This is a genomic window from Ralstonia sp. UBA689, assembly GCF_002298975.1.
GTDB lineage: Bacteria > Pseudomonadota > Gammaproteobacteria > Burkholderiales > Burkholderiaceae > Ralstonia.
Genome location: NZ_DBMV01000021.1, coordinates 293591 through 320372, shown reverse-complemented (window position 1 = coordinate 320372; position 26782 = coordinate 293591). Strand labels below are relative to the sequence as shown.

The window sequence follows — 26782 nt, the reverse complement described above, 5'->3', positions numbered from 1 at the left end:
TAGCGGCGCTGCTCGGTCTTCAATCTGGATCCCTGATACAAAAGCCAACAAAAAAAGGCAGAGACTTTCGTCCCTGCCTTCTTGACTCGCGCCAGCCGGCTACCCGGTCGCCGCGAGGTGCAGCGTACGCGCTTAGACGGACTCGCCCAGCACCGACACGGTCACATCGACCGCCACATCGGTGTGCAGCGACACGACGACCGGGTGGTCGCCGACAGTCTTCAGCGGGCCGTTCGGCAGACGCACTTGCGCCTTCTCGACCTTGAAGCCTTGCGCAACCAGTGCGTCGGCGATGTCGTGGTTGGTGACGGAGCCAAACAGGCGACCGTCCACACCAGCCTTTTGCGACAGTTGCAGCGTCAGGCCGTTCAGCTTCTCGCCTTCGGCTTGCGCAGCAGCCAGCTTTTCAGCGGCCAGCTTTTCCAGTTCAGCGCGGCGGGCTTCGAATTCCTTGATCGCCGAAGCCGTGGCACGACGTGCTTGCTTTTGCGGAATCAGGAAGTTACGGGCGTAACCGTCCTTCACACGCACCACGTCGCCCAGGTTGCCCAGGTTGATGACCTTTTCCAGCAGAATGACTTGCATCGTTTATTCTCCTTATCCCGCCGATTACTTCTTGTGCTGATCGGTGTACGGCATCAGCGCGAGGAAACGCGCACGCTTGATGGCCGTATCGAGCTGGCGCTGATAGATCGAGCGCGTGCCGGTCAGGCGGGCCGGGGTGATCTTGCCGTTCTCGCCGATGAAGTCCTTGAGCAGATCGACGTCCTTGTAGTCGATCTGCTCAACGCCCGCCACGGTGAAGCGGCAGAACTTCTTGCGCTTGAACAGCGGGTTTTGCTGCTGGAAGCGCTTCTTGTTCTTCGCGTCGCGCTGCTTCTTGTTCATGAATGCCATGATTCAATCCTTTACGAATACGTTACATCCGGAGATGTGAAAGACCAGTGTCTTGCTGCTGCGATGCTTGCGAGCCAAGAACCCGACGCAATCCAGGACGGTGCCCGGTGCGATGCGATCCAGAACAGTAGCCATCTTGCCGGCGCCGAGCGCTTCGATCGAAAACTCGACCTGTCGCGCCGTCTGCGCTTCCATCGCCTGCCCGCTGTAGGTCAGCAGGCAAGTGACGATGGGCACGCCGGCTGGGGTGTATCGCATCACCTCGCGCTCGACCAGTGTGGCGACGAGCTGCAGACGGTTGATGGCGCTATCCCCGGGGCTTTCGTTCATGCTCGCGGTGCGCGGTCATTTGCTTCGCGCTGCACCGCGCGACATCAGGCGGCCTGTTCGGTTTGAGCAGCGGCCTTCTTGGCCTCTTCGCGCTGCACTTCCTTCATCATTGGCGACGGAGCCGTTTCGGCCTTCTTGGTCTGAACGATGAGGTGACGCAGCACGGCGTCGTTGAACTTGAACGCGTGCTCGAGCTCGGCCAGGGTTTCCTTGCCGCATTCGATGTTCATGCACACGTAGTGAGCCTTGGCCAGCTTCTGGATCATATAGGCCAGTTGACGACGGCCCCAGTCCTCGACGCGGTGCACGTTGCCGCCTTGCGTGGTGACCGTGCTCTTGTAGCGCTCGATCATCGCGGGCACTTGCTCGCTCTGGTCCGGATGGACGATGAATACGATTTCGTAATGACGCATTGACGCTCCTTGTGGATTAAGCCGCCCGGGCGTCACACTCCGGTGCAGCAAGGTTGAATAGCCTGCCATTATACGCAGACTCCGGCGATTTTTTCAATATCGATCAATGACTTGCTGGAGCGAGGCCGCTTCTGCCTGGGCACGCCCGGCCGCGATAAGCAGCATCAGCAGCACGCGCGCCTTGTACGGATTGAGCGTGCCGCTCGCCGCCCAGCCTTGCCCTTCGGACTGCGCAGGCACCACGCCAGCGCCGGTACGCGTCGAACGCAGCACATGCACGCCCTGACTGGACGCCCGCTGCAGTACGACTTCGAGGTTCGCGTGGACGGAACCCGCGCCCGTGGCGGCAATGACCAGCCCCTTGACGCCGGCAGCCACCAGCGTGTCGACCAGGCGCGCGTCGGGCTGCGCATAGCTCGCCAGCACCTCCACCCACGGCCACTGGCCAGCGGGCGGCATCGGTAGCACATCCGCCGAACTCAAGCGTTGAGCCGCGCGCTGAAACTGCACTTGCGCGTCGAGTATGAAGCCCAGCGGCCCGACATCCGGCGAAACAAATGCCTCGACCGCGTAGGTATGCCCCTTCTGCACATCGCGCGCCGCATGCACGCGCTGATTGAGCGCCACCAGCACGCCGCGCCCGCGCGACATCGGATTGACCGCCAGACGCACAGCATTCAGCAGGTTCAGCGGACCATCCGCCGACAGCGACGTCGACGGCCGCATCGCCGCAGTCATCACAATGGGCGTATCGGTGTGCTGCGTCAGGTGCAGCAGCATTGCCGTCTCTTCCAGAGTATCGGTACCGTGCGTGATGGCCACGCCATCCACGCGCTCGACGTCGATCCAATGCCGGATGCGCGCGACCAGCTTTTCCCACACATCGAAGGTCAGATCCTTGCTGTCGATCTGCGCAACCTGCTCGGCACGCACGTTGGCGATGCGCTCCAGGCCCAGCTTGCTGGCAGCCAGCAGTTGATCGATGGGAACGGCGCCGGCGCGATAACGCGCGGCTGAGCCGGCGTCGTCAGCGGACCCAGCGATGGTGCCGCCGGTAGCGAGGATGGCGATGGTGGGCAAGGACATCGTTGCGGTCATGCGTGGTGGGCAAGGCGCGAATTGTATCCGCGCGCCCCGCCTTTGCCGACGCGGGATTGCCCTCGGGGCAGCGCAAAAGCAAAACGCCGGCACACAGGCCGGCGCTTGCGCAGAAGCCGCGACGCTTACTTCTCGACGAAGGCGCGCTCGATCACGTAATCACCGGCCTCGCCCATGCGCGGCGAAATCTTGAAGCCGCGCGCATCGAGCAGCTTGCAGGTGTCATCCAGCATGGCCGGACTGCCGCAGATCATGGCGCGATCCACCGCCGGGTCCAGCGGCGCCAAGCCGATGTCCTGGAACAGCTTGCCGCTGTCGACCAGATCGGTCAGGCGACCCATATTGCGGAACGGCTCGCGCGTGACGGTGGGGTAGTAGATCAGTTTTTCGCGAACCTGATCGCCGAAGAATTCGTTGTTCGGTAGTTCGCTGGTAATGAAGTCGGCATAGGCCAACTCGCTCACCTGACGCACGCCGTGCAGCAGCACGACTTTCTCAAAGCGCTCGTAGGTTTCCGGGTCCTGGATGATACTCATGAACGGTGCCAGGCCGGTGCCGGTGCCGAACAGGTAGAGGTTCTTGCCGGGCAGGAGATCATCGAGCACCAGCGTGCCGACAGGCTTCTTGCTCACCAGCACCTTGTCGCCCACCTTCAGGTGCTGCAGACGTGAGGTAAGCGGGCCGTTCTGGACCTTGATGCTGAAGAACTCGAGGTGCTCTTCGTAATTGGGGCTGGCGATGCTATAGGCGCGCATTAGTGGCTTGCCCTCGACCTCCAGGCCAAGCATGACGAAATGGCCGTTGTGGAAGCGGAGCGCCTGGTCGCGTGTGGTCTTGAAGCTGAACAGCGAGTCGTTCCAGTGGTGGACGCTCAGAACGGTCTCTTGATTGAAAGCGGACATGGTGATGTTCGGGCCAGCCCAACAAGGCTTTGTGGCAGTGCAAGATGCGGTCAAGGCCTTGATTTTATGCGATTCCCCGCAGGCGCGCCTGCATGGATTGCGCATAAGCTTCTAACCAGTCGCATGGGTTTTGACGTGGATCAGGCATGTGGTCACGCCCAAATTCACGGAGCCAGCAACACGTCACAACAAAATCACTTGCGCTTCTCGCGTCACTGTATAAAATCACAGCACCTGTTCAAATATACAGTGCGCCATGGCCACCCTCACCCCTCGCCAGCAGCAGATTTACGACCTGATCCGCCAGACGATCCAGCGTACCGGCTTTCCGCCCACGCGCGCTGAGATTGCCGCGGAATTCGGTTTCTCTTCGCCCAACGCGGCCGAGGAACACCTGCGGGCGCTGGCGCGCAAGGGCGTGATCGAACTGACACCGGGTGCCTCGCGCGGCATCCGCCTGCGAGCGGCGGGCGATACCGCGCAGCACCAGTTCTCGTTGCCGTCGATGGGATTGATGCAGCTGACGCTGCCGCTGGTGGGCCGCGTGGCTGCTGGTAGCCCGATCCTCGCCGCCGAGCACATCGACCGCCAGTATCAGGTCGACCCAGCACTCTTTTCCGCCCAACCCGATTTCCTGCTGAAGGTGCGCGGCATGAGCATGCGCGACGCAGGCATCCTGGACGGCGATCTGCTGGCCGTGCAGCGCGCCACGGAAGCCAGCAACGGGAAGATCATCGTCGCGCGCCTGGGGGATGACGTAACAGTCAAGCGCTTCCACCGTAAAGGCCGCCACGTCGAACTGATTGCCGAGAATCCGGATTTCGAACCGATTCACGTCGATCTGGATCGGGATGATTTTCACCTGGAGGGCTTGGCTGTCGGCCTGATCCGGCCAGCCGCCCCGTAAGTCTCCGGCGCACGCCGCGCCTCTTTCATCGCTGTTTGCCCCAACCCGGAGGTGAGCCAATGGCTCGCCGGGGCGGCTGTTTGCCGTCTATTTTTTGCCGCCCGTCCTTTTACCCGAACTCACGAGGTCTGCCATGCGACTCGGATTGATGTCCTCCCGCCGCCGCCCGGTGCATCCGGTGCCCTTCCGCCAAACCCAGGGCGTGCGTATTTACCAAGGGGAACAGCGCCGCACGATGGTCGGCAGCATGGCAGCGATCTGCCGCATGCTCGACGCCATTCCAGCCGCCTCGCGCCCAGCAGGTGCTGAAGGCTATTGAGCACGACGCCTCACACGGCTGCGCCGGTCAGGGCATACCCCAATGCTGCCGCCGCAACTGATTTCATACACTGGCGATGCCCTGAGGACAGGGCTTTCTTCAACTGATTTTCGGCCCGCCACTTGTGCGGGCTGTTTTTTTTCGGTCTGCATGTTGCAACAACGCCACATTTGCCAATGATCCGCAGGCGAAGCGGACGTTTACGGACGTTTACCCGAATTCTGTTTGGCGTACGTGACAGTAGTATTGCCAATGCCCTCAGGGGCAATTGAGATCGCTGAATTCGAAGCCCGCACATTGCGGGCTTTTTTTTGCGCCGCAATCGGACGGCGGTCCGGTCCACTTAGGCGCTAAACGCTGCCCTCTTTTTCGATGACGAGGATCCGCGCTTCGCCGCGCGGGTGGGCTATATGCTCGCAGCCCACGCCTGCAAAGAAGATATCGCCTGATTCCAGCGCCGCAACTTTCTCCTCGCCGCCTTCGCGGTAGTGCATGTCGATGATGCCATCAAGCACCACGAAGACCTCCTCGCCGTCATTCACATGCCAGCGGTATGGCTGGTCGGTCCAATGCAGGCGCGTGGTGATGCCGCTCATATTGACGATATCGAGCGCACCCCAGGCACGCTCGGCAGTAAACGACTTGGCGCGGATGATTTTCATGGCGATCAGGCAACGGTTACTGCATCGACGACAGATTCCCGACACGTACCAGCATTTCGGTGAACATCTGCATATCCAGGTCAAGGTCCGGCACTTCCTTGTACTCGTTGGCGTTATGCGCGGTGTACTTCTTGCCGGGCATGGCAGGGCCGAAGTTGATGGCGTTGGGCATCAGTTTGGCCGTGGTGCTGCCGGCAGTCGGCACGGGCTTGGCGTCCAAGCCAGTCGTGTCGCCGTAGATGTTGAGCAAGGTCGACAGCCAGGCACCCTTCGGATCGCGCGCCATCCAGTTGCCCTGGTCGTGGCTGATCTCCAGAGCGACGCGGTTGGCATTGGCCCAGGCGTTGATCCTGCCGGCGATCTCGCTGCGCAGCGCGTCGGGTGTCTTGCCGCGCGGCATGCGCACATTGGCGGTCACTTCCACGCGGCCGTTCTTGTCACCGATCACGTTGGGCGACATGGTGAGCGGGCCCATGAAGTCGTCCTTGTAGGCGACGCCCATGGGGTTGCCGAGGTAATCGGTGCCGTACAGGTCGGTCAGATAGCGCACCGCATGCGCGTATGCGTTGTCGGCCAAGCCCAAATCGGCAGCTCGCAGGAATAGCGCCAGGCGCGGCAGCGGGTTCACGCCCTCTTCCGGCCGCGAGCCGTGCGCCGAAACGCCAGTGACCTTCACGACGATGCTGTCCGCATTGCGCGTGATGTCGATCGCGAATTTGCCCTGTGCCGCCAGGCTGTTCACAAAAGCGTCTCGCTTGGCTTCGAGCGCGGAGACGACCGTGCCGAGGTCGCCGCCTTTGAGCGTAGCCGTGGCCGTCTGCGGGACAGCGTTGGATGATGCCGCGCCTGTCATCGAAATGATGGCCGTGCGCGCGGCATCCCCGGCCTGTGCAGGGAAGAATACCTTCAGCGCACCCGTGCCCTTTTCGGCCACCACGGCAGGGTACTTGCTGTCGAGCACGATGTTGTAGGCAGGCAGTTGCGTGTGCTCGCGGTAGTACTTCATACCGTCGCCGCCGGTCTCTTCGGTGGTCTCGATCATCAGGCGGATCGTGCGCGCCAGTGGCACGCCGCTGTCCTTGACCGTCTTCATGGCGTACAGCGCGGCGGCAATCGAGCCCTTGTCGTCGATCGTGCCGCGCCCGTACAGCAGGTTGCCGACGCGCGTGACCTTGAAAGGGTCAAGTTTGGTGCCATCGGCCAGCACCCATTCGTCAGTGCGCGCAGGAACGACGTCGGCGTGCGTGAGGATGCCGAATTCGTCTTGGCCAGTGCCGGGCAACACGACCTCGAACACGCGGTTGTCAACGTTGCGGAATTTCAGATCGAAATCGCGCGCCATGCCTTCGACCAGCTTGCCGAACGCGACGATGGCGGGGTTCTCGTACTGCGGGATCTTGTCGTCGCGTACCGTGGGCAGCGCGACCATCTTCTCGATCGTGCCGATTACGGCCTGCTGATTGTGCAGGCGGTTATACACGCCGAGCAGGCGGCCGATATTGACCTGATCATCGCCACTGAGAGCAGCCCTCTTCTGATATGCAGCCACGCTGCCCGCGACTTGCGGGTCGGCCTTGGCAGCCGCTGCGAGGAAGGCATTCAGGTCAGCCGAAGCCTTGGATTGCTCGGCGGCGACCAGCGTGTCGAGCTGGGGTTTCTGGAGCGTGGCGGCGAATGCGTTGGCGTCACAGGCTAGCGACAGCGCGATCGACAGCGAAGACAGGCCGATACGGGCAATGCGTTGCATCGAAGTGGTTTCCGGAAAAGGCGAAGGCGCCATCATAGGGGCGAAGCCCCGGCCACGCATTGTGCAGCGCCACATATCGCACAACGGCGTTGGGCTACACAAGGATGCGCGTTATGCTTGAGCGGTGTCCCAAAGAAAGGCTTGCCGCATGGAACCGCGTCTGGATACCGACCCCGCCCTGCTGGGCGTCCTGGAAGAACTGCAGCGACTCGAACCGATCTTCCATCGCCCGGAACGTGGGACGCGCCGTGAAGATTTCGAGCGGATGATCACCGAAGATTTCTGGGAAACCGGCGCCTCCGGCCAGCGTTACAGCCGAACCTACGTGCTCGGCGTGCTGGAAGCCCGGCATGGCCACATCGGTGAAGAATTCTGGCAGACCAGCGATTTCCGATGCCAGGAAATCGCACCGGACAACTACCTGCTGACCTATACGCTGGCGCAATCCAAGCGCCTGACCCGCCGAGCAACGCTGTGGCGACGCACGGCGGAAGGTTGGAAGATCGTGTACCACCAGGGAACGATCGTAGCGGACGCCTGAATGCAAAAAGCCCGCATTTGGCGGGCTTCTCTACGAAAATCTTCTGGGGTGGCTGATGGGACTCGAACCCAAATGCGGGGGGATTCAAGGGAAACCGCGGGGAGGCAACCTGTTGATTTCTCACGAATTTTTCCAAAATCGTTTTCCCTCCATTTCCCTCTTCCTTCCCTGGGCTCTTCCCCAGAGTAGGAGTACCGCGGTCGGACGGTAGGCAGGCGGAGAGCTTGTACCGTCATATGCGCTCGTGTGCTCGACGGACTCTTAATCCGTAGCTCGAGTGTTCGAATCACTCACGCCCTACCAGAATATGAAAGGGTTTGCAGGTTGGTTCCTGCAAACCCTTTTTCATTTCCTAGCCTCCGTGTAGGCACCATGTAGGCATGTTGCACGGAGACAAGTCCATACCGATCCATATGGCCGGCATGCCAGGTCACCATCCCCACTATCACCCCGACCGCGCACTACTGCGCTCGTCAGTTGCCTTGCAGAGTTTCAACCGAGCGGGCTCCAACGCCTAAGAAGCTGTTGCGAAATTACCCACGGGGCCTGTTAACTTCTTCGGGCAGGTGTTAACTTTCGGTCTTGTTTTGCCTGACAGGAAGCGATGCCAAGAGAACTGATAGACGACGAACTGTGGTCACTCATCGAACCGTTGCTGCCAGCACGAGCGCCGCGCAGCCGCCGATATGCGGGGCGCAAGCCGACGCCGGACCGCGCGGTGCTGACAGGTATCGTGTTTGTGCTGCGCTCAGGCATCGCCTGGAATCTGCTACCGCAAGAGATGGGCTGCGGCTCTGGCACCGCTTGCTGGCGACGGTTGGTTGCGTGGCAAGAGGCTGGCGTCTGGCAACGCATCCACGAGACGCTGCTTGCCGAATTGCGCCGTCGTGGCCAACTCGACATGGCGCGCGCCATTGTCGACAGTTCTTCGGTTCGCGCCATGTTGGCGGGAAAAAAACTGGCCCGAACCCAACGGACCGGCGCAAGCTCGGGAGCAAGCATCACCTCATCGTCGATGCGCAAGGCATCCCGCTCGCCATCATCCTGACCGGCGCGAATCGCCACGACATCACGCAACTCGATGCGCTGATCGAGGCGCCCCCCCATTCGCGGAAAGCGCGGACGTCCGCTGCGCAAGCCGAAAATCGTTCAAGGCGACCGGGGCTACAGTTCCGAGCCGCATCGACAGCGCTTGCGCGGTCGCGGCATCACACCCGTGCTCGCCAAAATCGGCTCGCCTCACGGCAGTGGGCTCGGCAAAACGCGCTGGGTCGTGGAACGCTCGATTGCTTGGCTCCACTCGTTCAGACGCCTGAAGATTCGATACGAACGATATGCCCATGTCCACGAAGCCTTCCTCTCCCTTGCCTGTTCACTGATTTGCTGGAGCAAGCTGAAGCACTGCATGAACTAATTTCGCAACAGCTTCTAAGTCGCGCCACTTTTCCGGGTGACACGAGAACAGCAAGATTGGATGTCGTGTTGCGGCGTCGAACAGTACATGCTTCCTTTCCGCAAGGCGTTCGTCGTCGCTGTGCACGAGTGGGCTGAGAACAGCGGGCTGAAGGTCGTACCGGCGGTCGCCGCCAGCCTGCTGGCCGGCCACTGCGTATGCGACGGGCATCGCGGCGCCATCTTCCCGATCGAACTGCGCGAACTGCGCGAACTGCTGCAACAGCCGGAAGCACTCGACCGATGAACGAAGCCGCAATCCGCGCGATTGCACTCGAGGTCGAGGAAAGTAAATTACGTCCGAACCCACCGTTACGCAGACAGCATGGATCTCGATTTGATGGACTGGCTCAACTCCCTGTACGGCCAGCACGACAAGCTGAAAGTCGCGACTCCCGAATTGGACTACGCACGCCTGGCGACGCTAGACGACGTCGTGGCTTACCCGGCCAAGGCAACGGGGAGCCAAGTTCGCAGGCATTAGGTCGTAGGGTGCGGCAAGACACCATAGACATGGCCGCACTGGTTGCAATACACGACGAGGAAATTCGGCGCGCTGCTATGCGTGAACTGATAGCGGTGACCGATCGCCTCCATTCCCGACGCACTGCACGATGGACACTTGGGTTCAACTTGAGGCGCGAAAGGCTCAGGCGTGGTTGGCGCAGTCATGGATGCTCATCTCCCTTGGAAAGCTGAATCCAATCTAGCACTTCAAAAGCAATGCCAAGACCTCAGGTGAGCAACCTGTCCACGGGAACATAGGGATAGCCCAGTGCCTCGGCCACGGCTTCATACGTGACATCTCCTTCGCAAACATTCAAACCGGCCCTCAGGTGAGGGGCTTCGGCCAGCGCTCGCTTCCACCCCTTGTCTGCCAACGAGATCGCGTGCGCGATGGTGGCGTTATTGAGGGCGAACGTGGAGGTTCGGGCGACCGCCCCGGGCATATTCGCAACGCAATAGTGAATCACGCCGTCCACGACAAAGGTGGGCGCTGCATGCGTCGTCGGATGGGATGTCTCGAAACAACCGCCCTGGTCAATCGCGACATCCACCACAACCGCGCCGGGTTTCATGTGCGAAACCATGTCGTGCGTGACCAGCTTGGGCGCGGCAGCGCCCGGTATCAGCACACCGCCGATAACCGCATCAGCGCGCAGCACAGCTTTTTCGATGCTGTGTGCAGTCGAATACAGCGTCGTGATGCGATTGCCGAAAATCAAATCCAGATGCCGTAAGCGGTCCACGTTCTTATCGAGCACCGTGACTCGCGCGCCCAACCCGACTGCCATCTGCAGCGCATTGGTGCCCACCACGCCTGCGCCGATGATCACGACATGTGCTGGCGCAACACCCGGCACGCCGGCCAGCAACAGTCCCATCCCGCCCTTGGACTTCTCCAGGTTGACTGCCGCCGCCTGAATCGCCATGCGCCCAGCCACTTCGCTCATGGGCGCAAGCAGCGGCAGGCCTCCGCCGGGCCCGGTGATGGTCTCGTAGGCAATGCACACCGCGCCGGAATTCACGAGTGCCGCGGTTTGCCCAGGATCGGGGGCGAGATGCAGGTAGGCATAGAGAATCTGCCCCGGCTTCAGCATGGCGCACTCGACCGGCTGCGGTTCCTTGACCTTGACGATCATGTCGGCGCGGGCAAAGATTTCCGCTGCACCGCCGCATATCGCTGCGCCTGCGGCGGTATAGGCCCCGTCAGGTAGTCCGATTTCGGCACCGGCATCGCCCTGGATCAGCACCTGGTGTCCACGGCTGGTCAGCTCCCGCACGCTCGCTGGTGTCAGGCCGACGCGGTACTCGTTGTCCTTGATTTCCTTTGGCACACCGATCAGCATCTCTCACCTCCGCAAATTGAGGCTCCGGCCAACTCGAACCTCGCGAAACACCAAACACCCTCTACCAACCACGACTCTACAGCTTGCCCAGCCGCGTAAGTGAGCATTGAGCCAAACGGCGTAAGGCGCGGCTTGCTGGCATTGCACCAAGACAGACGGCGACGCGCGCCGGCGCACCGGTTGCGCCTTGACAATGCCGGCATTCGTTTCCGAATGATCGGCCACACGGTCAAGGATGTGATTGAGCTGGTCGATTGCGCGCACATGCAGGCGCGCGACGAAGCAATCCTCGCCCGTCACTTTGTCGCACTCACGGATCTCGGGAATCTGCTCGATCAGCTTTTGCACCATATGCAGCTTGCCCGGCATCAGCCGCACCCGGACGATGGCTTGAAGCAAGAATCCCAGCACTTGCGGATCAATGTCCACCGTGTACTGGCGGATCACGCGCGTTCCTCCAGGCGGCGCAGCCGCTCCGACACCCACGCGACGACAGCCCTACCTGCTCGGCCAGGTTCTTGAGCGTCTGGTCGTCCTCAACGGTCGAGGCGGTGATGGGGCCGACGCCAAGGGCCAGAGTTCACAAGTCGAGCGCTAGACCAATGGACCTCCGCCGACGGCGTCTCCTTGAAATCAATTCAGGCCGGCAAACCGACACAAAATGCTTACATTGAGTCGTTCAACGGCAAGTTCCGGGACGAACGCCTGAACGAGCACTGGTTCACGAGCCTCGCACATGTACGCGTTGTCATCGCAGCATGGCGTCAAGATGACATCGAGGTGAATGACCAACCGCCTGCAGAATTCGCTGCGCGGTACCGAACAACAGCGGTGGCTCTTGCTGTCCAGGAGCAAACTTGAACTGGGCTGAGCTGGAAGCCCTCTGGCCCTGCCACCGGGACCATGTCACTGGGGACACCTACACGTTGTCTCGTTTGCCGGCGGCTTTAACTCCAGTGCGTGCCAGTCGAGAAACGGTTCCGTTTGAATGGCTCAGATGAATACCCGTGCCGGTGACGCGCTTTCATCTTTGAGCTCCCGTCGCAGAATCTTGCCAATGTTGGACTTGGGAAGCACCTCACGAAATTCCACGTACCTGGGCACTTTATAGGCGGTCAAGTTCGCCCTGCAATGCGCAATGACTGCCTCGACGGTCAGGGCGGGATCCCTCTTCACCAGGCAGACCTTGATTGCTTCACCGGACTTCGCGTCTGCAATGCCGACGGCACTTGCTTCCTTGACTCCAGGATGCATCATCAAGACTTCCTCGATCTCCGCTGGATAGACGTGGAAGCCGGACACCACGATGACATCCTTACGACGTTCAATGAACCGGACACTTCCCTGCTCGTCCATCACGCCGACATCCCCCGTGTGAAGCCAGCCCGCGTGATCGAGGACACGCGCAGTCTCCTCCGGCATGTTCCAATAGCCTCGCATGACCTGCGGGCCCTGCACGCAGATCTCGCCGATTTCGCCAAGGGGCAACTCCCGTCCCGCCTCATCCATGATCGACACTCGAGTGGACGGTAAAGGCAAGCCGATCTTTCCGCTGAACCTATCCGAGTCGAGCGGATTGACGCACACGATCGGAGCAGCCTCGGTCAAGCCATAGCCTTCGACCAGGGGAGCCCCCATCTTCTCCCGCCAGCGCTGCGCCACCTGGCGCTGCAACGCCATTCCCCCGGCCACGGCAACCTTCAGTGCCCCGGCATTGGCTCGGCAAACCGTATCAAAGCCTGGGGCATCGAGCAGAAGGCTGAACAAGGTATTCACGCCCGTGATCGCGGTAAAGCGGGTCTTCCGAAGGGTCTTCACCAGGCGGGGTATGTCTCGTGGATCGGCAATGAGGACGTTATTTGCGCCCCATTTCACAAACGTGAGCAGGTTGGCTGTTAGCGCGAAGATGTGATAGAGCGGCAACGGCGTGACGAGGACTTCCTCGCCCGCTTTGAACGTCTGGCCGATCCAGGCGGACGTTTGCTCCACATTGGCCACCATGTTGCCGTGCGTGAGGATCGCCCCTTTGGCGACTCCGGTCGTGCCGCCCGTATATTGAAGAAATGCGATGTCGTCGTGTGTGAGCGGAACATTGGCCAACCTTTCACGGCGACCGAGTCTCAGCGCTGCATTGATGTCGACGGCCCCAGGCAACCGCCAGCGCGGAACCATGTGCTTGAACCACTTGACGGTCAGGTTCACCAGGCATGCCTGCAGTGGCGGGAACAAGTCGCCAATCTGGGTGGTGACGACATGGCGCACGCTGGTGGCGGCGATGACTTTCTGCAGCGTGTGCGCGCAGTTCTCCAGCACGACAATGGCAACGGCGCCTGAGTCGGTGAGTTGTCGCTGCAATTCGCGTGCGCTATAGAGCGGATTGACATTGACCACCACCATGCCTGCACGCAAGACGCCAAACAACGCGACCGGATACTGCAGTAGATTAGGCAGCATGATTGCCACGCGATCGCCACGGCCTAATCCAAGAACCTGCTGCAGGTAGGAGGCAAAATCGCAGGAGAAGCGGTCGAGCTTTCCATACGTCATGATGACGCCCATGTTGGTAAAAGCCGGGCGATCAGCAAACCTCGCGCAACTTTGCTCGAGCATGTCCTTGAGGGAGGTAAATCGGTGGACGTCGATCTCCTCTGGCACATCTGGGGGGTAGCTCTTCAACCAAATGGGTTCCACGTTACCCCCTATTCCATGCAGGTCAAACCAAATGCAGACCAAGAATCTCCACGATGGCAGCCAGGACAAACATCATGACTGGTCTTTCGTGAGAAAACGATTGAGGGCACCAGATCTGGTCCGATGCCACGAGCATCCTGCCAACCAAGATATGTGGGCCGTTGAGAACCAGACGACATAGGAAAAATTGGCCTTCCAGTGCGGCAATGGTAGATACCCGCCTGGCCCCCTCTCCCTCTTCAGTTGGGAACCCAGTACCATCTTCACCAGCGCATGCGATGCCATCTCCCGGGGCCACGGCAACTACGTCGCCACCGCCACCTCTGCGATAGGTTGGCAAGTCACGCACGCCGCCGCGCCAAGCAAGCCGCAGGCGAAACCAATGCAGATTCGGGCGGACGACCATAGGGCCTTGGGACGAAGGAGTGGACCGCGAGGATCAATGTGCGGTGAGCGCGGCGCGCTCCGATGTGCTTACCGCGTCTATCTCCGGGATGCTTCAGGATAGCGCTCGTCTTCCAGCAACTTGCGAACTCACATTACCGGCAGCGGATCAGAACATTCCAGGTGGCAGGCGTCCCGGCGCGACCCGCTCCCCTCACCCCTCGTATCGGCTTACGTGGCTGGCCTGCGGCTCCTTGCCCGCTCCATCTTCAACGAACTTCACTTTATTGCCGACCTCAAGCTGCTCGAAGTCTGGGTGGATCACGTTGAAGCGGTGAAAGTAGAACTCCCCGCCATCGTCCGTGGCGATGAAGCCATACCCTTCGGCCGGATACAGTCGCGCAATCTCACCGCGCAACTCCGGCTCGTGTGTCTTGATGTCGCCGCGAACCCGCCGAATGTGGTCTTCTAGCTTGCGCTTGGCGTGGTCGAATGCATCGCGAATGGCGACGTAGATGTCTTCGGCCTGATCCCGGTTGACGACGATTTCACCGCCCGGCGCGGTCAGGTCAATCCGAATGTTGTAGAGCTTACCCTGGTGCTTGTGCCGCTGGATCATGCCGACAGTCACGCGGCATGACATCAGGTGCTCGGCAAACTGGTCGAGCTTTTCGACCTTCTCCTGGATGGCGGCTTCGACCGCGTCAGAGTGGGGGACTTCGCGGAAAACGATCTGTATCGGCTGTTGCATGGAGGACTCCTGCAGAGGATACGTGGCGCGACGGCCCGGCCCGATATTGCTTGGCGATACTGCAGGCTGCTGCTTGTGCTGCCGCAGGAGTCGCTTCGCCAGTGCTTGCCGCCGCAAGACAGCGGTCGTCAAGAGTGCATGACCAGGAAATCGTGGGCTCATGCGCTAACACTAGCCTGCCCGCCTACGGGCGGAATGATCCATGTCAACACGCCTACTCGCCGCGTCCGGGCGGGCCGAAGCGCGCCGCGGCATCATATCCATTGCTTCTCTGTGGCGAGGCTTTGCGCCCCCCAGAGCAGGCCGGGCGCAACATCGAGCAACGAATAAGCGCCCGCCCGTAGCCACGGCAGTGCGCGCGCAGCGGCCAGCATGATCTGTGCGGCCAGTCGTGCTTCATCAAAGCGCGCTTCCAGCAAAAGCGACGTATGATCGGCGTGCCCGCGAGCCGAATGACGCTCCAGCAGCACACCGCGATTCTGTTGTTCCAGCGCGGCAATGCTGTCCACCGGGAACACGTACGTTTGCTCATCCAGGTACGTCGGGTCCTGCCGGATGGCGCGCTCCACTGCAGCCACATCGGTTCCTGGCTCCAGCTCGACATACACATAACGCTGGCCGGTGTTATCCAGCGTTTTCAGCTCCGTGGCCAGCGCCTGCCGAACGCCCGCGATGCCTTGTGCCGCCAATGTGTGATGCAAGCTCGCTCCGGTGTGCAGGCTGCTCTGCGTATGGCCGTGTGGAACCAGCAAGGCAAACTGGCTGCGGAACACGGAGAAGAGGCCCGGATCCCACCCAGCGCCAACGACGGCCGCGACCCCGTACAGATGCGCAACCCGGTCCATTTCCGCCTTGTGCTCAACAAACGCCTCGCCGTGCAGGCGCGCGCATTCCACCACCGGGATGCGGGCTTGCAACAATTCCCTCGCTGCGCCCGGCACGACGTCGGGCGGCACGCAAAGCAGCGCCACATCGACCACGCCTAATTCGCGGATGTGCTCAACAACAGGCGCCTTGAGCCACGCGACCGGCGGCTGATCGCTGCGGCGCACCACCCCGACCAACGCCAGGAACGGGTCTGTGGACAAGGCTTCGGCACATCGGCGCCCCAGATTGCCCAGTCCGACCACAGCAACCGATCGCTTTCTCATGGCTGCTCCTTGCTGATGCAAGTTCTCCACGGCGCGGAATGCCACCGCTCCCGCCGTCCTTCCTCAATTCATGGCTTCCAAATTCTCGGCACTGCTTATTGTTGTCGCCCGCGAAGGCAGGAACCCAGCGGCTTTCAAGATACTGGATTCCCGCTTTCGCGGGAACGACGCCAGTGTGCGAGCGGTGCCACAAAATAGGGAACGCTCAATAGACAGGATAGGATGGCGGCCCACAGTTTCATCTCGGACCCCAATCGGAATGACGTACGTGAACAGCAGTGGTGTGAAGGCGAGCAGGTCATGCCACACGCGTCGTGCACCATACACGCGGTCGCTGGCGACAAAGCTCCGTCGTACCCGTTTACCCAGTACCTCATCGTTCAGGCGGCGCAGACTTCGCGGCCGATCCAGTCGCGCGTCGAAGCCGCTTCGCGAAATACCGAGCGCCTCGCACATCAAATTGACCGGCCACGCCCCTCGTGGCGAAGTAGGCCGCGGCGCGTTCAACGGGTGATCGCAACACCTTGTGATCTAATGTCGCGCTCCATCTTCAGGCGCGCCACCTCTGCTCGCAAGCAAGCCAAGTCCATCTGTTCCGGGCTCACCGGCTTCGTATCCGCGCCGGTGACGCGCCAATACGATCTGACCGATCGACCGCATGCCATCGCCATAGACAACGGGGAAATCCATCACTTCGACGGCGACGATGACTCCGTGCCAATACCAAGCCTTGACGATCTTTCCGGAGATGAAAGCCTCACGCACATCACCGTCACCACACAACTCGCGATTCAGCGCGTTGGGCCGGAGCGAGCCGCGAATGCCATCACTGAACAAGGATCTGCGCGGCTTGATGATGAAGTTCATCAAACCATCGAGTTCCGCATCCCCAACGGGCGGCGTGCGCACCCCCGCCTCCAAGCAGTACTGCTTGAACAGCATCTTGTCGCTGGAGATCGCCCACCGTCTGGTGGTATAGGACGGTCATCCGATGAAGGTGCAATCGTCTGAAACTTCCGACGTATAGGCGACGCCGTCCCCGGCCTTGATTGCGAAGCGGGGATACAGAAGTAGCATCCGGTTCTCGACCAGTATCCGCAGGTGGAAACTGAAGATCGAAAACCCCACCTTTGGCTGATTGGCGTTCGCCCACTTGCGAACCGGGCGGATGTGGGGCAACAGAGACTGCAGGATAGAAATCGGACTTGGACAATCGGGAGTCGCTGATCGCAAATTTTGCGAGACCAATACGGCGCGGACAGTGAAGTTGAACAACCGAACACGCGCGGCAATTGCACGCCAACGACAGCACACACAAGCCGCCGGCGCCGCGGTCTTTCAATATCCTCGGTACAGCGCGGCTTGGGTCGACGAGCGTGCGTTCAGGCGCAGTTACTGGACGCCCAGCTTCAAGTTCTTGGGGATACGTTACCGACGGCAGTACAACATGCGTCACACGTACGCGACTGCGATGCTGATGGCTGGGGTGACTCCGGCCTTCTGTGCGAAGCAGCCTGGACACAGCGTAGAGATGTTCCTGCGGACCTACGCAAGATGGATTGACGGCGGCCAGGATGATGTGGAGATGTCACGGCTGGAATCGACGCTTTCTTCCCCGACTCTTCCCCTGCAAACAAAAACAGGCGCCTAAGCGCCTGATTTTTAAGGAATCTCTTTGGGGTGGCTGATGGGACTCGAACCCACGACGACCAGAATCACAATCTGGGACTCTACCAACTGAGCTACAGCCACCATCGTACGAACAGCTTGAACTGATTGCTGCTCGGCGAAAAACGCGATTATACAAACATTCTTCCAGCATGGCTAGGGGGCGGTGCAATTTATGCGGCGACCGCCTCTTCGCCCAATTCCTCGCCACGCCGCAGGTGTGCACGCGCCTCATTGAACAACGCCTGTGCGTCCGCTCGCGTCTTCACGCGTCCGAGCGCCTTGGAATCCGACAACACGCGCCGCCAGCCACGCGCGCCTGCCACGCCTCGATACAACCCCAACATGTGCCGCACTGCCGCGCCGGCATAGCCGCCGCGCTCCACCCAGCGGCCGACGTAAGCAATCATCTCGTCTTCCACTTCTGCGCGCGAGGGCGCCTCCGAACTGGCGCCGTAGTAACGCGCGTCGAACGCGGCCATCAAGTGCGGATGGTGATATGCCTCGCGGCCGATCATCACGCCGTCAACGTGAGCCAGGTGCGCATCGATTTGCTCCAGCGTCTGCACGCCACCATTCAGCAGGATCTCCAGATGCGGGAAATCGCGCTTGAGCTGGTAGACAACCTCATAACGCAGCGGCGGAATCTCACGGTTCTCCTTCGGGCTCAAACCCTTAAGGATGGCGTTGCGTGCATGGACGATGAACGTCTCGCACCCCGCCTCGGCGATGGTGCCGACGAAATCGCGCACGAAGTCGTACGTCTCGATCGCATCGATGCCGATACGGTGCTTGACCGTGACCGGAATCGACACCGCATCGCGCATTGCCTTGACACCCTCGGCCACCAGTTTGGGCTCGGCCATCAGGCACGCGCCGAACGCGCCGCGCTGCACGCGCTCGGATGGGCAACCGCAATTGACGTTGATCTCTTTGTACCCCCATTGCTGGCCGAGGCGCGCGGCCTGGGCCAGATCGTCTGGCTCACTGCCGCCTAACTGCAGCGCGACCGGGTGCTCCACCTCGTCGAAATCGAGGTGGCGCGGCACATCACCGTGCAGGAGCGCGCCGGTGGTCACCATTTCCGTGTAAAGCCAGGTGTGGCGACTGATCTGGCGGTGGAAATAGCGACAATGCCTGTCCGTCCAATCCATCATCGGAGCAACAGACAGGCGGCGCGGGTTCGGCGTAGGGCGTTCAGCAGTCACAGCAAGATCAACAGTTCAATCAGGCGCGCAGTTTACCGGTTCTAGTCCAACAACCCCAGCAGCGGATGCTGCTCACGACGCCACGGCGAGATGAAGAACACGGCCACCTCGTCGGCGCGCACGGCGTCGATGCTGGCGTGCTTCCATTTGGGCGAATGGTCCTTGTCGACAGCAAGTGCACGAATGCCTTCGATGCCGTCGCCCTCAGCAAACACGTGCGTCATCATGTCCAACTCGCGGCGCAACTCATCGGCCAGGGTGGTGTGGCGGCCGCGGCGGATCTGCTCCAACGTTACGGCCATCATCAGCGGCGACCGCTTGACCATCTGTGTGGCAGTCTGTGCAGCCCAGTCGGCGTCGGCACTGCCCGCCAGTTCGGCCAGGATGGCCGGTACGGTGGCTTGGCCAAAGCACGCGTCGATCGCGGCGCGATGCGGGGCAATGACCATCTTGGCAGCATCCGGCTCGGTGGCGGCTTCGGTCAGGCACGCAGCAATCTGCTCGGCGCTGCTCCAGTCGCCTTCGCGCAAGCGCTGCACAACGGCGTCCAGCGCTTGCGTGGTGACATGGCAATCAGCCAGGCCAACCGACAATGCGTCCGCAGCCTCGATCATCTGCCCAGTCACGCCCAGATATTCGCCCACATTACCCGGCACGCGTGCCAGGAACCAGCCGCCGCCAACGTCCGGGAACAGGCCAATGTTGGTCTCGGGCATGGCCATTTTCGTGCGCTCAGTCACCACGCGCAGCGACGCGCCCTGCGAGATACCCATGCCGCCGCCCATCACCACGCCGTCCATCAGCGCGATGTAAGGCTTGGCGTAGCGGAAGATCAGGTGGTTGAGGCGGTATTCCTCGGTGAAGAACGTGACGAGCTGCGGGTCGCCCGCCTTGGCAGCGCGGTGGAAGAAGCGGATGTCGCCCCCGGCGCACAAGGCCTTACCGCCTTCGCCGCACAGAATGACGGCATGCACCTCTGGGTCATGCTGCCACGCCAGCAGCGCATGCGATAGCGCACGGATCATCTCCAGCGACAGCGCGTTCAGGGCCTGCGGCCGGTTCAGCGTCAGCCAGCCAATGCCACCGCGCACCTCGGCGATCACGTTGGGTTGCACGTCGGCTTGCGGCGCAGTCAAAACGGTGGATTCCATGTCTCTCATATTGTGTGTTTTGGGTATGACGGGTCGCACTGTACACGACAGGGCTGCTTATACGAGGAAGGCTTCTAGCGAGCCCCCTTTCGCAGCGCACGTGTTGGGCGTATATCTGCCGATTGGAGACAACACACATCACAAAAATCCAATGACCCCTGCCAACGGCGCCGCCGGCGCTTCCAGTTTCGACCCAGGCCTGATCCTGCTGGCTTTTGCGCCGGTCTTCCTGCTTACCATCGGCGCGGAAGTGTGGTACTGGCGCAAACGCGATCCCTCCGTCTATAGCCTCAAGGACACCGCCTCAAACGCCTGTCTCGCGCTGATGCACCAGGCATCCGACGCGTTCTTCCTGTGGCTGATGGTCAAAACCGTGTATGCGTGGACATACAGCCACGGCCTGCGCGCGGTGCCCGAGACGTGGTGGTCGTTCGCCCTGCTACTGCTGCTGCAGGACTTTCTCTACTACTTCTTCCACCGCGCCAGCCATCGCGTGCGCTGGATGTGGGCGTCGCACGTGACGCACCATTCGTCGGAGGGGATGAATTTCTCCACGGCGTTCCGGCAGAGCCTGACTTACCCAATCTCTGGGATGTGGCTGTTCTGGATTCCGCTCGCATGGATCGGCTTTACACCGGATTGGGTGATCCTGGCAGTGGGCCTGAACCTGGCGTTCCAGTTCTTCGTGCACACGCGGCTGGGGGCACTGGACTCACGCTACGCAGGCTTCTGGCGCTGGCTCGGGCAGTACGTCAATACGCCTTCCGTGCACCGCGTGCATCACGCCAAGAACCCGCAGTACATCGACCGCAACTACGCCGGCGTGCTCACCATCTGGGACCGCATGTTCGGCAGCTTCGTGCCCGAGGAAGAAGCGCCCACATTCGGCATCACGCGGCAGGTTCGCACACACAACCCGATCACCCTCACCTTCCACGAGTGGCGTGACATGTGGGCCGATGTGTTCCGCGATCGCGACATCCGCTATCTGTGGAAACCGCCCGAGTGGCGTAGCCCGCGTTCGACCGTGACAACCGAGCCGAGCAGCGTAGGCTCTCCCTTCTAACGCCGCGCCATCAAAACAAAACGCCCCGACGAATCGGGGCGTTTTGCTGGCAGATCACTTGGAAATCAGACCGTTTCCTCACGCGCAGCGCGCTTGCGCTCGTGCTCCTTCAGGTGACGCTTGCGCAGGCGGATGCTCTTGGGCGTGACTTCCACCAACTCATCGTCGGCGATGAATTCCACCGCGTATTCGAGCGACATCTGGATCGGCGGGACCAAGCGCACAGCTTCGTCTGTGCCCGAGGCGCGCACGTTGGTCAGTTGCTTACCCTTGATCGGGTTGACGACCAAGTCGTTGTCACGGCTGTGGATGCCGATGATCATGCCTTCGTACAGCGCATCGCCGGGCGACACGAACATGCGGCCGCGATCCTGCAGCTTCCACAGCGCGTAGGCCACGGCAGCGCCGTCGTCCTGCGAGATCAGTACACCGTTGTGGCGCTCGCCCAGGTCGCCTTCCTTGACCGGCGAGTAGTCGTCAAAGATGTGGCTGATCAGGCCGGTGCCGCGCGTCAGCGTCAGGAACTCGCCCTGGAAGCCGATCAGGCCACGTGCCGGAATGCGGTATTCCAGGCGGGTGCGACCCTTGCCGTCCGACGCCATGTCGAGCAGTTCGCCCTTGCGGCGGCCCAGCTCTTCCATCACGCCGCCCTGGTGACCATCTTCCACGTCCACGGTCAGGCGCTCGAACGGCTCGCACTTCACGCCGTCGATTTCCTTGAACACCACGCGCGGGCGCGACACGGCCAGCTCGTAGCCTTCGCGGCGCATGTTTTCCACCAGGATGGTCAGGTGCAACTCACCGCGGCCGGACACTTCGAAGATCGTGTCGTCGCCGGTGTCCTTCACGCGCAGCGCCACGTTGGACTTCAACTCGCGATCCAGGCGGTCGCGCAGTTGGCGGCTGGTCACGAACTTGCCTTCGCGGCCGGCCAGTGGCGAGGTGTTGACGCAGAAATTCATGGTCAGCGTCGGCTCGTCCACCTTCAGCATCGGCAGCGCTTCCTGGGCATCCGGGGCGCACACCGTGCAGCCAATGCCCAGCTCTTCAATACCGTTGATCAGCACGATATCGCCGGCTTCGGCTTCCTGCACCAGCTCGCGCTCCAGGCCGCGGAACTTCAGCACCTGGTTGACACGGCCCTTGATCGGCGCGCCATCCGGGCCGAACTTGACCACCACGTCCTGCAGCGGACGCACACGGCCACGCGTGATGCGGCCCACACCGATCTTGCCGACATAGCTGGAGTAGTCCAGCGAGATGATCTGCAGTTGGAACGGGCCGTTCGGGTCGTCGTTACGTTGCGGCACCTTGTCGAGGATGGTCTCGAACAGCGGCTTCATGTCGCCGCTGCGCACGTCTTCAGTCAAGCCGGCGTAACCGTTCAGGCCCGAGGCGTACACCACCGGGAAATCGAGCTGGTCGTCGTTGGCGCCCAGCTTGTCGAACAGGTCGAAGGTCTGGTTGATCACCCACTCCGGACGCGCGCCCGGGCGGTCCACCTTGTTGATCACCACGATGGGCTTGAGGCCCAGGGCCAGCGCCTTACGCGTCACAAAACGCGTCTGCGGCATCGGGCCTTCCACGGCATCCACCAGCAGCAGCACGCCATCGACCATCGACAGCACGCGCTCCACCTCGCCACCGAAGTCCGCGTGGCCCGGGGTGTCGACGATGTTGATGTGCGTGCCGTTGTACTCGACCGCGCAGTTCTTGGCCAGGATCGTAATGCCGCGCTCTTTTTCGATGTCGTTCGAATCCATCACGCGCTCGGCAATCTGCTCGTTCTCGCGGAACGTGCCGGCCTGACGGAGGAGCTGGTCGACCAGTGTGGTTTTGCCGTGGTCAACGTGGGCAATGATGGCGATGTTGCGAAGCGCGCGCATGGGATGTGAACTCGAAAAGACGTGAAACGAGCCCAGGGACAGCGCCCAAAACAGCTCGCGGAATAACCTGACATTCTAGCATGCTGCGATGCGCAAGAGATGACACTCCTTGACGAATCCATGAAGGACCGTTGCTAGAGCGATCATTAGATCACGCATTATTTCCAAAAATGGAATCACACATTCAGTACCTTGCCGTTTGCTGCGCCGATTCGTATATTTGTCCGGACAATGATTGTGCATACATAAGATGTCCGAACAAACAAGACCCGCCACCGAAGTTGCTGCCGGAACCCTGTTCCGGGTGGAGGACTACCGCATGTGCGAAAGCGTGGGCTACCTCGTCGGGCGCGCCAAGACGGCGCTGTCCATGGCGATCGAGCAGGAGGTCGCGCAGATGGACGTGACGCATTCCCAGGCCAGTTGCCTGGTGCTGCTCGCCAACGGCCGTTGCCAGACCGCCACCGATCTCGGCCGCGAACTGAACACCGATATCGGCTCGCTCACCCGCATGTTGAGCCGCATGGAAAAGCGCGGCCTGATCGAACGCGTGCGCAGCGAGTCCGACCGCCGCGTCGTGCATCTGGGCCTGACCGAGGCCGGCCGCGATCTGGCCGACCGCATGCCGGCCATCTATACGCACGTGCTGAACCGCTTCTTTGCCGGTTTTTCTCCGACCGAAGTCCAGATGCTGCGCGCCCTGCTGCAACGCGTGCTGGACAACGGCGCCGCCCCGGAAGGCAATCGCGCACGCTCCACCGATCACTGACGCGGCGTTGCGCCCGGATCGCCCCCTATCGTCTCCCCGATCGCCTGACACCTCAAAACAACATGAACGCCTCGAACTCCGCCACCCAGGCACTTTGCCCCCCCAGCCGCGCGCAGACGCCCTGGCCGGCGCGCCTGGCGGTGGCCTTGAGCAGCATTACCCTGGCTGTGCTGGCCGGCTGTGCCAACCTCGGCAACTCGCACAGCACGCAGACGCTGGCCTCGCCCGAGCAACTGGCAAGCGCGCAAACGCTGCCGTCTCAAGGCGGCCAGTGGCCGTCGCAGAACTGGGTGGACCAGTTCGATGACCCACAACTGCGAGCATTGGTGGACGAGGCCATCAAGGACAACCCGAACCTCCAAGTCGCCTTTGCCCGCGTGCGCGCCTCGCGCGCGATGGCCGACGTCGTGCGCGGCAACCTGTATCCAAGCGTCGGGCTCGATGCCGAGATGACGCGCCAGCGCCTCTCGTCGTATGACCTGTTTGAAGGTACGCCGCTGGGCGGCAACTGGTTCACCGAATCGAAGATCCAGTTGGGCGTGAGCTACGACCTGGATTTCTGGGGCAAGAACCGCTCGGCGTTGGAGGCGGCGCTGTCCGACGACAAGGCGATGGAAGCCGAAAGCCAGGCCGCCCGGCTGATGCTGTCCACCACGGTGGGCCGCACCTACGCCAAGCTGGCCGCGTTGTATGCCCAGCGCGATGTCGCTCAACGCACCATCGACCAACGCAAAGATCTGACCATGCTCGCCGGCCAGCGCCTGCGCGCGGGGCTCGATACACAGGTCGAGGCTACGCAAGCTCGCGCGAATGTAGCCGCCGCGCAAACCGAGCTTGAGCAAGTCGACGAGCAAATCGCCCTGGCGCGCAACCAGATCGCCGCATTGCTCGGCAAGGGCCCGGATCGCGGTCTCGCTATTGCCCGCCCGACGCTGCTGGCACAGACGACACCCAAGCTGCCGGACAACCTGACCATCGACCTGATCGGCCGTCGCCCGGACCTCGTGGCCGCGCGCTGGCGCGTGGAAGCTGCGTCGAAAGACATCGACGTGGCCAAGGCGGAATTCCTGCCGGATATCAGCCTCTCCGCCTTCCTGGGGGTGGCATCCATCCTGCCCGAGAACCTGCTGCTGGGTAATGCACGCCAGCTTGGCATCGGCCCGGCGCTGAAGCTGCCGATCTTCCAGGGCGGCAAGCTGCGCGCCAACCTGCGCGGCAAATACGCAAACTATGACGCAGCGGTGGCCAGCTACAACCAGACGCTGACCGAGGCCCTGCACGACACGGCTGACCAGATCACCTCCCTGCACAGCATTGATTCGCAAATCAACGTCCAGCGCACTGCCCTGACCGAAGCGGAGCGCGCATACAGCCTTGCCCGCACGCGCTACGGCGCCGGCCTCGGCACGCAATTGACCGTGCTCAACGCCGAGACGACCGTGCTGCAGCAGCGCAAGCTCGCCACCGATCTGCAGGCACGCCGCCTGGATGTGCAGATGGCGCTGATCAAGGCGCTGGGAGGCGGCTACACGGCAGAAGCATTGCCCGGCACCAAGCCTGAACACACGACGACCAGCGAGGCAGCCCAACAAGCCCCGTCGCATAGCTGATTTGAATTGAACCGACCGTTCCAACGCATTCTTTCGAGCCAACATCATGAGTGACAACAAGCTCCAAGCCGCACCGTCCGCAGCCCCCGCGGCAACACCCAACGGCAATGGCAACGGAAAACGCAAGCGCATGCTGACGACGCTGGCCGCCGCACTGGTGGTCGCTGGTGTCGGCTACGGCCTCTACTGGGGCTTGTACGGCCGCTGGTCCGAGTCGACCGACGATGCGTACGTACAGGGCAACGTCGTCCAGGTGACGCCGCAGGTGGCAGGCACCGTGGTCGCCATTCGCGCTGACGACACACAGCTCGTCACCGCCGGCCAACCGCTGATCGAACTGGATCGCGCCGATGCGCGTGTCGCGCTGGAGCAGGCCGAAGCGTCGCTCGCGCAGACGGTGCGCCAGGTGCGCACTCTGTACTCGAACACCAGTGCCTATTCCTCGACGCTGACCATGCGCGAGTCCGATCTGGCCAAGGCAAAGGACGACCTTGCACGCCGCAAGCAGATCGCTGGCTCGGGTGCTGTGTCGCAAGAAGAAATTTCGCATGCGCAGACCGCTCTGCAAGCAGCGCAAGCCGCCGTCGAGACGGCCAAGGAGCAACTGCAAGGCAACCGTGTGCTGACCGAGCAGACGACCCTGGAGCGTCACCCGAACGTGCTGCAGGCTGCGGCCAAGGTACGCGAGGCCTATCTGGCCTTTGCACGGACCAGCCTGCCCGCCTCGGTGACGGGCTACGTCGCCAAGCGCTCGGTGCAAGTCGGCCAGCGCGTCGCCCCGGGCACGCCGCTGATGGCGATCGTGCCGCTGGACCAGCTCTGGGTCGACGCCAACTTCAAGGAAGTGCAGGTGCGCCACATGCGCGTGGGTCAGCCGGTTGAACTGGTGGCTGACGTGTATGGCAGCAGTGTGACGTACCACGGCAAGGTGGTGGGCTTCTCGGCGGGCACGGGCTCGGCGTTTTCGCTGCTGCCGGCGCAGAACGCCACGGGAAACTGGATCAAGGTTGTGCAGCGCCTGCCGGTGCGCGTGTCGCTCGACCCGAAGGAGCTGAGGGATCACCCGCTGCGCGTGGGCCTGTCGATGGAAGCGAAGGTCGACATCCATGACGAAGGCGGCCAGAGCCTAGCCTCCACGCCGGCCGCCTCGCCGCTGGAGACTTCGGTGTATGACCAAGCCGGCAAGGACGCCGACCAGGTCATCGCCAGCATCATCACCAACAACGCCGGCCGCGCTGCTGCTCCCGCACCTGCCGCGGCGCCGGCTGCCGGCAACGCGACGGCTGCTTCCGCGCCGCGTGGTTCGCAACCCGCACCCAAGGTCTAAAA

Annotated in this window: 26 protein-coding genes, 2 tRNA genes and 4 pseudogenes; 12 read left to right on the top strand and 20 right to left on the bottom strand. The window is 61.8% G+C overall.

The window, feature by feature from the left end; all coding sequences use genetic code 11:
• Nucleotides 1-132 precede the first annotated feature (132 nt).
• The 6 genes from rplI to B4F51_RS10250 form a co-directional block, all read right to left on the bottom strand.
• Complete coding sequence (gene rplI, locus B4F51_RS10275) at nucleotides 133-585, bottom strand: 50S ribosomal protein L9 (protein WP_296225177.1); 453 nt, start codon at nucleotides 583-585, stop codon at nucleotides 133-135.
• A gap of 24 nt (nucleotides 586-609) precedes the next feature.
• The gene (gene rpsR, locus B4F51_RS10270; RefSeq protein WP_296225356.1) at nucleotides 610-888 is read right to left on the bottom strand and encodes a 30S ribosomal protein S18; all 279 of its coding nucleotides are present in this window, start codon (nucleotides 886-888) and stop codon (nucleotides 610-612) included.
• A gap of 12 nt (nucleotides 889-900) precedes the next feature.
• Entirely contained in the window at nucleotides 901-1227 is a 327-nt protein-coding gene (priB, locus tag B4F51_RS10265; RefSeq protein WP_296225175.1) for a primosomal replication protein N, read from the bottom strand.
• 44 nt (nucleotides 1228-1271) lie between these two features.
• Complete coding sequence (rpsF, locus tag B4F51_RS10260; protein WP_296225173.1) at nucleotides 1272-1640, bottom strand: 30S ribosomal protein S6; 369 nt, start codon at nucleotides 1638-1640, stop codon at nucleotides 1272-1274.
• Between the two features lie 93 nt (nucleotides 1641-1733).
• Nucleotides 1734-2726, bottom strand: coding sequence for an asparaginase (locus B4F51_RS10255; RefSeq protein WP_296225172.1), 993 nt, complete (start codon nucleotides 2724-2726; stop codon nucleotides 1734-1736).
• A gap of 137 nt (nucleotides 2727-2863) precedes the next feature.
• The gene (locus B4F51_RS10250) at nucleotides 2864-3640 is read right to left on the bottom strand and encodes a ferredoxin--NADP reductase (RefSeq protein WP_296225171.1); all 777 of its coding nucleotides are present in this window, start codon (nucleotides 3638-3640) and stop codon (nucleotides 2864-2866) included.
• Nucleotides 3641-3896: 256 nt separating this feature from the next.
• On the opposite strand from B4F51_RS10250, the gene lexA reads away from it, so the two are divergent.
• Together lexA and B4F51_RS10240 are read left to right on the top strand one after the other, a co-directional pair.
• Complete coding sequence (gene lexA, locus B4F51_RS10245; protein ID WP_296225169.1) at nucleotides 3897-4547, top strand: transcriptional repressor LexA; 651 nt, start codon at nucleotides 3897-3899, stop codon at nucleotides 4545-4547.
• Nucleotides 4548-4680: 133 nt separating this feature from the next.
• On the top strand, nucleotides 4681-4866 hold the full coding sequence (locus tag B4F51_RS10240) for a hypothetical protein (RefSeq protein WP_296225168.1): 186 nt from the start codon (nucleotides 4681-4683) through the stop codon (nucleotides 4864-4866).
• A gap of 350 nt (nucleotides 4867-5216) precedes the next feature.
• On the opposite strand, the gene B4F51_RS10235 is transcribed toward B4F51_RS10240, so the two are convergent.
• Nucleotides 5217-5528 (bottom strand): cupin, encoded by a 312-nt coding sequence (locus B4F51_RS10235; RefSeq protein WP_296225167.1) that lies wholly within the window; start codon nucleotides 5526-5528, stop codon nucleotides 5217-5219.
• A gap of 16 nt (nucleotides 5529-5544) precedes the next feature.
• Entirely contained in the window at nucleotides 5545-7275 is a 1731-nt protein-coding gene (locus tag B4F51_RS10230) for a dipeptidase (protein ID WP_296225166.1), read from the bottom strand.
• Nucleotides 7276-7423: 148 nt separating this feature from the next.
• Here B4F51_RS10230 and B4F51_RS10225 point away from each other — a divergent pair, with 148 nt between their 5' ends.
• From B4F51_RS10225 to B4F51_RS10205, 5 genes and pseudogenes are all read left to right on the top strand, one after another.
• Nucleotides 7424-7816 (top strand): DUF4440 domain-containing protein, encoded by a 393-nt coding sequence (locus B4F51_RS10225; RefSeq protein WP_296225165.1) that lies wholly within the window; start codon nucleotides 7424-7426, stop codon nucleotides 7814-7816.
• A gap of 213 nt (nucleotides 7817-8029) precedes the next feature.
• A tRNA-Lys gene (locus B4F51_RS10220) sits at nucleotides 8030-8119 on the top strand.
• Nucleotides 8120-8420: 301 nt separating this feature from the next.
• A pseudogene (locus B4F51_RS10215) lies at nucleotides 8421-9230 on the top strand (IS5 family transposase).
• 87 nt (nucleotides 9231-9317) lie between these two features.
• A complete protein-coding gene (locus tag B4F51_RS10210; protein WP_296225164.1) occupies nucleotides 9318-9515 on the top strand; it encodes a hypothetical protein in 198 nt (65 codons plus the stop codon).
• Nucleotides 9516-9593: 78 nt separating this feature from the next.
• Entirely contained in the window at nucleotides 9594-9752 is a 159-nt protein-coding gene (locus tag B4F51_RS10205; protein WP_296225163.1) for a hypothetical protein, read from the top strand.
• 250 nt (nucleotides 9753-10002) lie between these two features.
• On the opposite strand, the gene ald is transcribed toward B4F51_RS10205, so the two are convergent.
• Together ald and B4F51_RS10195 are read right to left on the bottom strand one after the other, a co-directional pair.
• Nucleotides 10003-11118, bottom strand: a complete 1116-nt coding sequence (gene ald, locus B4F51_RS10200) for an alanine dehydrogenase (protein WP_296225162.1) — start codon at nucleotides 11116-11118, stop codon at nucleotides 10003-10005.
• 156 nt (nucleotides 11119-11274) lie between these two features.
• Nucleotides 11275-11695, bottom strand: a pseudogene (locus B4F51_RS10195) (Lrp/AsnC family transcriptional regulator); the annotation flags it as partial.
• Here B4F51_RS10195 and B4F51_RS10190 point away from each other — a divergent pair.
• A pseudogene (locus B4F51_RS10190) lies at nucleotides 11686-11979 on the top strand (integrase core domain-containing protein); the annotation flags it as partial. The pseudogenes B4F51_RS10195 and B4F51_RS10190 sit on opposite strands and share 10 nt — an antisense overlap.
• Before the next feature lie 132 nt (nucleotides 11980-12111).
• Here B4F51_RS10190 and B4F51_RS10185 read toward each other — a convergent pair.
• The 9 genes and pseudogenes from B4F51_RS10185 to B4F51_RS10140 all read right to left on the bottom strand — a co-directional run bounded on the left by B4F51_RS10185 (nucleotide 12112) and on the right by B4F51_RS10140 (nucleotide 20122).
• On the bottom strand, nucleotides 12112-13794 hold the full coding sequence (locus tag B4F51_RS10185) for an AMP-binding protein (protein ID WP_349676278.1): 1683 nt from the start codon (nucleotides 13792-13794) through the stop codon (nucleotides 12112-12114).
• Nucleotides 13795-14407: 613 nt separating this feature from the next.
• The gene (locus B4F51_RS10180) at nucleotides 14408-14944 is read right to left on the bottom strand and encodes an HPF/RaiA family ribosome-associated protein (RefSeq protein WP_296225160.1); all 537 of its coding nucleotides are present in this window, start codon (nucleotides 14942-14944) and stop codon (nucleotides 14408-14410) included.
• Between the two features lie 254 nt (nucleotides 14945-15198).
• Nucleotides 15199-16140: a hypothetical protein gene (locus B4F51_RS10175; RefSeq protein ID WP_296225159.1), complete on the bottom strand. Its 942-nt coding sequence runs from the start codon at nucleotides 16138-16140 to the stop codon at nucleotides 15199-15201.
• 246 nt (nucleotides 16141-16386) lie between these two features.
• Nucleotides 16387-16575, bottom strand: a pseudogene (locus B4F51_RS24640) (IS3 family transposase); the annotation flags it as partial.
• 51 nt (nucleotides 16576-16626) lie between these two features.
• Nucleotides 16627-17037: a hypothetical protein gene (locus B4F51_RS10165; RefSeq protein ID WP_296225158.1), complete on the bottom strand. Its 411-nt coding sequence runs from the start codon at nucleotides 17035-17037 to the stop codon at nucleotides 16627-16629.
• A gap of 42 nt (nucleotides 17038-17079) precedes the next feature.
• A complete protein-coding gene (locus tag B4F51_RS10160) occupies nucleotides 17080-17274 on the bottom strand; it encodes a hypothetical protein (RefSeq protein ID WP_296225360.1) in 195 nt (64 codons plus the stop codon).
• 497 nt (nucleotides 17275-17771) lie between these two features.
• Nucleotides 17772-17847 (bottom strand) — tRNA-His (locus B4F51_RS10150).
• A gap of 89 nt (nucleotides 17848-17936) precedes the next feature.
• Nucleotides 17937-18971 carry a tRNA dihydrouridine(20/20a) synthase DusA gene (gene dusA / locus B4F51_RS10145; RefSeq protein WP_296225157.1) on the bottom strand — a complete coding sequence of 345 codons (1035 nt, stop codon included), beginning with the start codon at nucleotides 18969-18971 and terminating at the stop codon, nucleotides 17937-17939.
• A gap of 41 nt (nucleotides 18972-19012) precedes the next feature.
• Nucleotides 19013-20122 carry an enoyl-CoA hydratase/isomerase family protein gene (locus tag B4F51_RS10140; protein WP_296225156.1) on the bottom strand — a complete coding sequence of 370 codons (1110 nt, stop codon included), beginning with the start codon at nucleotides 20120-20122 and terminating at the stop codon, nucleotides 19013-19015.
• 151 nt (nucleotides 20123-20273) lie between these two features.
• Between B4F51_RS10140 and B4F51_RS10135 the strand changes: the two genes are divergently transcribed.
• The gene (locus B4F51_RS10135) at nucleotides 20274-21188 is read left to right on the top strand and encodes a sterol desaturase family protein (RefSeq protein ID WP_296225155.1); all 915 of its coding nucleotides are present in this window, start codon (nucleotides 20274-20276) and stop codon (nucleotides 21186-21188) included.
• A 65-nt stretch (nucleotides 21189-21253) separates the two neighbouring features.
• Here the strand turns inward: B4F51_RS10135 and typA are convergent, their stop codons facing one another.
• The gene (gene typA / locus B4F51_RS10130; RefSeq protein WP_296225154.1) at nucleotides 21254-23074 is read right to left on the bottom strand and encodes a translational GTPase TypA; all 1821 of its coding nucleotides are present in this window, start codon (nucleotides 23072-23074) and stop codon (nucleotides 21254-21256) included.
• Between the two features lie 250 nt (nucleotides 23075-23324).
• Here typA and B4F51_RS10125 point away from each other — a divergent pair, with 250 nt between their 5' ends.
• The 3 genes from B4F51_RS10125 to B4F51_RS10115 all read left to right on the top strand — a co-directional run bounded on the left by B4F51_RS10125 (nucleotide 23325) and on the right by B4F51_RS10115 (nucleotide 26780).
• Nucleotides 23325-23843 carry a MarR family winged helix-turn-helix transcriptional regulator gene (locus B4F51_RS10125; RefSeq protein ID WP_296225152.1) on the top strand — a complete coding sequence of 173 codons (519 nt, stop codon included), beginning with the start codon at nucleotides 23325-23327 and terminating at the stop codon, nucleotides 23841-23843.
• Nucleotides 23844-23905: 62 nt separating this feature from the next.
• A complete protein-coding gene (locus B4F51_RS10120; RefSeq protein WP_296225150.1) occupies nucleotides 23906-25453 on the top strand; it encodes an AdeC/AdeK/OprM family multidrug efflux complex outer membrane factor in 1548 nt (515 codons plus the stop codon).
• 46 nt (nucleotides 25454-25499) lie between these two features.
• Nucleotides 25500-26780 (top strand): HlyD family secretion protein, encoded by a 1281-nt coding sequence (locus tag B4F51_RS10115; RefSeq protein WP_296225148.1) that lies wholly within the window; start codon nucleotides 25500-25502, stop codon nucleotides 26778-26780.
• Nucleotides 26781-26782: the final 2 nt, after the last annotated feature.